Origin of the sequence: Bradyrhizobium sp. PRIMUS42 (assembly GCF_023006515.1) — a bacterium.
Lineage (GTDB): Bacteria > Pseudomonadota > Alphaproteobacteria > Rhizobiales > Xanthobacteraceae > Bradyrhizobium.
Genome location: NZ_JALBGZ010000630.1, coordinates 1 through 3,689 on the forward strand (window position 1 = coordinate 1; position 3,689 = coordinate 3,689).

At 62.3% G+C, this 3,689-nt stretch carries 5 protein-coding genes; 3 read left to right on the forward strand and 2 right to left on the reverse strand.

Annotated elements, in window-relative coordinates; genetic code table 11:
* Positions 1-625: VWA domain-containing protein (locus MOV75_RS30760; RefSeq protein WP_247007197.1), on the forward strand; the 625-nt coding region annotated here is incomplete at its 5' end.
* A 33-nt stretch (positions 626-658) separates the two neighbouring features.
* Here MOV75_RS30760 and MOV75_RS30765 read toward each other — a convergent pair.
* Complete coding sequence (locus MOV75_RS30765; RefSeq protein ID WP_246931238.1) at positions 659-841, reverse strand: hypothetical protein; 183 nt, start codon at positions 839-841, stop codon at positions 659-661.
* A 349-nt stretch (positions 842-1,190) separates the two neighbouring features.
* Between MOV75_RS30765 and MOV75_RS30770 the strand changes: the two genes are divergently transcribed.
* A complete protein-coding gene (locus tag MOV75_RS30770; RefSeq protein WP_246931237.1) occupies positions 1,191-1,412 on the forward strand; it encodes a hypothetical protein in 222 nt (73 codons plus the stop codon).
* 68 nt (positions 1,413-1,480) lie between these two features.
* Here the strand turns inward: MOV75_RS30770 and MOV75_RS30775 are convergent, their stop codons facing one another.
* Positions 1,481-2,842 carry a hypothetical protein gene (locus MOV75_RS30775; RefSeq protein WP_247007198.1) on the reverse strand — a complete coding sequence of 454 codons (1,362 nt, stop codon included), beginning with the start codon at positions 2,840-2,842 and terminating at the stop codon, positions 1,481-1,483.
* 234 nt (positions 2,843-3,076) lie between these two features.
* Here MOV75_RS30775 and MOV75_RS30780 point away from each other — a divergent pair, with 234 nt between their 5' ends.
* Positions 3,077-3,559 (forward strand): nucleoside deaminase, encoded by a 483-nt coding sequence (locus tag MOV75_RS30780; RefSeq protein WP_246931236.1) that lies wholly within the window; start codon positions 3,077-3,079, stop codon positions 3,557-3,559.
* Positions 3,560-3,689 lie beyond the last annotated feature (130 nt).

A 3,689-nucleotide genomic window follows, 5' to 3' on the forward strand; every position in this document is an offset into this window, starting at 1 on the left:
CAAGCGCCAGCGCCGCGGCCATCTCGACGTCCGCCGCACGCTCCGCCGCAATGCGGCCTGGGGCAGCGTGCCCTTCCTGACCGCATGGAAGCGCAAGCATCGCGATCGGCCGAAGATCGTAGCGCTCTGCGACGTCTCCGGGTCGGTCGCGCAGGTCTCCGATTTCTTCCTGCTCCTAATCCACTCGCTGCACGAGGTGGTCGACGACGTCCGCTCCTTCGCGTTCTCATCGCACATGATCGAGGTCAGCAAGATCCTGGAGAAGAACTCGCCGGAAGAGGCGATGGCCGAGATCATGTCCAAGGTCGGCTTCGGCTCGTCCGACTACGGCTCCTCGCTGGTCGATTTCGAGAAGGACTTCATGAGCGCGCTGACACCGCAAACCACGGTGATCGTGCTCGGCGATGCCCGCAGCAACAATCTCGACCCGCGTGCCGACATCCTGCGTCGCATCTCCGAACGCTCGAAGCGGCTGGTCTGGCTCAATCCCGAAGGACGACTCGCCTGGGGCTTTGGCGATTCCGAGATGCCGCGCTACGCGACCTTTTGCAGCGTCGTACGTCAATGCGCCACCGCGCAACAGCTCGAGCGCGCCGTGTCCGATATCGTGGCGACTTATCAGTAGGTCTCGCTCGCGGCCATCCGCAGGTGCGAAACGTCAGTTTCGCGCAAGGCCCGCCTGGCCGACGTTACACTCCCGGAAGTGATGGGCAATTTCGTCGAGCGCACGCTGCTCCCATTCCTGGGCTTGCGCGAGCCAGAAAATCCGGCGCTCAAAATCGAGCGCCGCACGCTCCCGGCACAGGGATTCCTGACTGCGAATTTCAACCAGCCTGTTCATGCACTCCACTCCTGCCTCGTGAAGTCATTCCCCGCGAATCAACGTAACAGAATCCCGGATTGCTCGCCTCATGATTTCAAGGCATCTCGCGTCGCAGAATGGGACAGCGATACTTCCCGTGCACTGCAGCCGCTTGCAGCGCAGCATCAACTGCGGATCATCAATTAGTGATCGCGGTGCGGGGCAATGTTCGCGATTGAGCGAACGAGCTCTCGTGTCGCAACGAACTGCGGCAATTTGTGAAGAGAAGTTCTAAACAGCTCACCGAATTCCCGACTCATTGTCGTCGCACGGTCTTCATGCAGCGTCGCTAACAGAGGCGCCAACGCGCACTATCACTTGAGGCAACATGAGCAACGATTTCGACTTCGAACTTGCGCCGGACCAATGGGAAGCTCTGCGCACACTTCGCAACCCGCCGTCGAACGGACGCCTCTCGAAGCCCTATCTCGTCGCAAGCCTCGTCGAACTCGGCCTCGTTGTCATCAATGACGGCGTGCCTGCGATGACGCCGGCCGGCCGCAAGGTGCTCGTGCGCGGGTCGTGCCGGCTGCTGGATCTCGTGGCGTGACAGCTTCGCGCTGATCATCGGCGCGCCATTCCCCCGCTGGCACATCACCGAGCAAGTCAGTCATTCCACTAGAGGAGCCGCGATCCATACGCCCTTCTCCAGACGGACAGGAAACGCGGAAACCAGGAGTGAGCCACCGCGCCCTTATAAGCCCAGGTGCGATATTTCAGACCATGCTCGGAAATCAGCTCCTGATATCCGCCGTGGAGCTCGGTTGCGGTCCGAATGTCCTGCAAGATTCCCTGGGCGCAGGAACGGTAGGTCTCGCTCGCGGAGAATTCATCATAGTCCAGCATGCGATCCGCGAATTCGACGTTGAACGTGGGCCAGGAGGAACGTCCCTGATAGGCGGGAGCCGCAATCTTGTGGATCATCTTGTTCCGCGGATTATCCGCGGACACCAGGAAGTGGAACGTGCTGGGGACGCGAAAGCGTGGCTCCGCAATGATCAGATCCGCCGTGGCGGCGAACGCTGCCCGCTCGCTCGCATCGTTCATATCCCAGAAGCCGCGATGTACGCCGACGAAATCCAGCGCGACCGATGACGCCGGTGAGCTCGTCGGACCATCCAGGGAATGCCTGATATATCCGTTCTTGCCGAACAGGCGGAGCAGATCCTTCTTGTACTGCGCAAGGTCGCAGCCGAGCAGCCGCTTCAATTCGATCTCGTCGACGATACCGAGCTGTACGCTCCACACGAAGGTCGTATGGACGCAAGCATTGGTCACGAAGCGCCGGCGCTCGGCACGGGTATCCGTTGCGGCGGAGCGGGGTGCATGTACGTCACACAGTAAATACCGGCTGCCGCCATCGTCGAGCGGCTCGAGCTCGCCTGCGAGCTGCAGGATCGTACGCTTCAGGTCACCGCCATACTCGGCCAGCAGCAGGCGGCCCGCATGCGCGCATTGGGACATCGCCAGATAGGACGGCGCCCTCTGATCGGCGGAGATCATCTGCTGCAGGCCGGCCAGAATGCCGAGCAGCGTGTCCGACGGACGCGAGAAGTAGTTCACACCGAGATATCGACCACGCCCCGCCGGCACGATGGTCGTGGTGACGACGCCGGCGCGAACCGCCTCCAGCAACAAACGGATGCTCTTGTCGAGCAGCCGAGCCCGCCGCACCGCGTCCTGTGCGTCCATGATGGTTTCGGGGTCGAGGACATCAGGATAGAACCAGGCAAAATCGCGCGGGTAGTAAGCGGATGCGTGGGGTGCGCCCGTGACGAGGAAGGCCTCGGTCACCGAAAAGGCGCTGTCCATCGAGTGCCGGTAAAGATCCTCGAGGGCCGACAGCGAATGATGCGATTTTCTCAGGAATCGATCCCCGAGAAAATTGACCGCCTGGAGGGCGTTGGCGAAGAACGTCGCAGCCACACCTTGGTAGAATCGGTTTCCGCGATTTGAGGGCAACGAGATATCGCTATTCATATGTGGGCTGGGGTAACTCCGATGGTGCGGCCACCATCCAGAGCCTGCCTGATTCGTATTTCGTCCAGATGACTTGCCGGCCTCCGGCGGGGCATTTTCGACCTGCCCAGCGGCGCCGAACTTCGATCGGCCGGTGGTGATGTTCACCCGAATTCGTGTATGAAGCACGGACCAGCGACGCCGATCTCGCCGCGGTCGGCCGCCGCATGGCGCAACACTGACCGCGGAGGACTGATGGCCGGCGTATCCGAACGCGACGAACACTTTCTGCGCCTGTCCTTTGCGGTAGCCCGCCGCTCCCTCACCCATGGCAATCATCCGTTCGGCTGCATCGTCGTCACGGACGACAAGGTGCTGATCGAGGCCGAGAACGGCTACATGCCGGATCACGACGGCACCGCACATGCCGAACGTCTCGCGGCAACGCAGGCCTGCCGCACACTGGGCCGCGATGTGCTGGCGACGGCGACGCTCTATTCCTCGGCAGAGCCATGCGCGATGTGCGCCGGCGCGATTTACTGGGCCGGCATCGGCCGCGTCGTTTACGGCCTCAGCGAGCATCGCCTGCGCGGCGTCACCGGCAACCATCCGGAGAACCCGACGCTCGACCTGCCGTGCCGCGAAGTCTTTGCAAGCGGCCAGCGGCCGACCGAGGTCGTAGGTCCGCTGCTCGAGGACGAAGCCGAAGCGCTGCACGACGGCGTGTGGACGAAGTAGATGTCTAGGCAACCGCTACCGTAGCAACCATTAAATGGCGGCGGTGTTTTGAGCCGTACGGATCGCCTGCGCCTGCCATGATGACGCCGTGCTCGCGTCCGTCAAGGCGTGGCCTGGCGGCAGACCGGGT

Coding starts and splice junctions, on each gene's coding strand:
- MOV75_RS30765 (WP_246931238.1), bottom strand. CDS start 841: ATGAACAGGCTGGTTGAAATTCGCAGTCAGGAATCCCTGTGCCGGGAG.
- MOV75_RS30770 (WP_246931237.1), top strand. CDS start 1,191: ATGAGCAACGATTTCGACTTCGAACTTGCGCCGGACCAATGGGAAGCT.
- MOV75_RS30775 (WP_247007198.1), bottom strand. CDS start 2,842: ATGAATAGCGATATCTCGTTGCCCTCAAATCGCGGAAACCGATTCTAC.
- MOV75_RS30780 (WP_246931236.1), top strand. CDS start 3,077: ATGGCCGGCGTATCCGAACGCGACGAACACTTTCTGCGCCTGTCCTTT.